Source organism: bacterium, from assembly GCA_040755795.1.
GTDB lineage: Bacteria > UBA9089 > CG2-30-40-21 > CG2-30-40-21 > SBAY01 > JBFLXS01.
This window is the reverse complement of sequence record JBFLXS010000676.1, coordinates 1-1429: the sequence shown is the minus strand read 5'-3', so window position 1 is coordinate 1429 and position 1429 is coordinate 1. Positions and strand designations below refer to the sequence as shown.

Annotated in this window: 1 protein-coding gene; it reads right to left on the bottom strand. The window is 34.6% G+C overall.

The annotated features are described in order from the left end of the window. Nucleotides 1-1255: hypothetical protein (locus AB1414_20840; GenBank protein ID MEW6609858.1), on the bottom strand; the 1255-nt coding region annotated here is incomplete at its 3' end. Between the last annotated feature and the right edge of the window lie 174 nt (nt 1256-1429).

The following is a 1429-nucleotide window of genomic DNA, read 5'->3' as shown; positions in this document are numbered from 1 at the left end:
TATGACACCGAATTAAATCTTGTTCTGTAATATAATTTGACACTAAACGAGATCTTAATCTTTTAAATGGAATAACCTCAGCCGACCTTTGTTTTCGCTGGTAGACCTTGTAGAGATTATCAAGTTTTGCTTCAATAGCTCTTTTCAATTCAGCCGGATTAAGAGATAAATATATTTCTTTCAACTCTTTCTTTTTCTCTTCTGGAACCTGATCTGATTCCATTAGATACTGATAAGGAGTTTTGGCTGGATAATATTTACGATAGACTTTAGCTCCTATTCTGATTTTCTCTTTCAGCTTCATTCTTGGTAGAAAGAAATTCTTGTAGAGTCTTAATTCATTTCGGTAAAGATCATTTAAGAGATCTCTTTCTTTCTCTGTATCAAATCTGAGATAACCAACTCTCTTTCTAATTGAGAACCAGTTTTTCTGTTCCACATAACAGTTATCATTCTTTCTGTAAGGTCTGGATCTGGAGAATCTCAGATTGGTTTCCTCAGAGTATTTAACCAAATGAGCATTAACAAATCCCTTATCAGTGTCAGAATGAATTTCTTTCCATTCAAAGGGAGAACGATTTCTGGCCTTATCTAAACCTTCTTTAGTAGGAATCTGACCTCTGCCCATTACTGCTTCCCATTCCTCCCAGCCAGAAGCAATGTCTGGGCAGTCTATGGTACAGACAAACTCACCAGCAGCTGAGGAACCACAATGCTCTACATAATCTATCTGGATATTGCCTAATTGTTGATTATCCAGTTCACCGTGGATCTTAATAGGAATTTTCTTTAACAATAGAGAAGTGGACCTGGGTTGACCTTTTCTTTGGAGTTGGTGAATTACTTCTTTCTCATGTCTCAGTTTGGTATCAACAGTCTTAGCACAAATCTTCTTTAGTTTTTTAGCTACCTCATCAGAACAGACCAATTCCTTTAACTCTCTTAATTTATCAACGATATTAGTTTCTCTAAGTGAAGGTTCCAGTCTCTGGCCACAAGGATAATCCAGGACTTCCCAGACCCTAATTAAAGCCACCTTAAAATAGCCGTCATAAATTACCTTTCTCTTTTTTCTCTCTTCTTTTCTTTTATCAAGATTACTCTTTGGTTTAAGTTTCTTAATGAGATATTTTCTTTCTAATTCGGTTCTCTTTTGAGCTTCATCCAAAAGTTTACCTTTTTCTTTCTTTGATTTAGTTTTTAAATAATCTTTTCTTAATTCTTTAAGGTATTGGTTTCTTGAATACATATCCATAGTAGGGTGATCTGACTTTTCGGGAATATCTTTATCTCAATACTGGAGAAAAATATTCCCTTGGAGCCAGACAATTAAATTTAAATTATACACCCTACATTTTATCTAATTTCAGTGTCATTTTATATTACAGAACCAATACCCTTTCAGTGTCATTTTACACTACCCAATTCG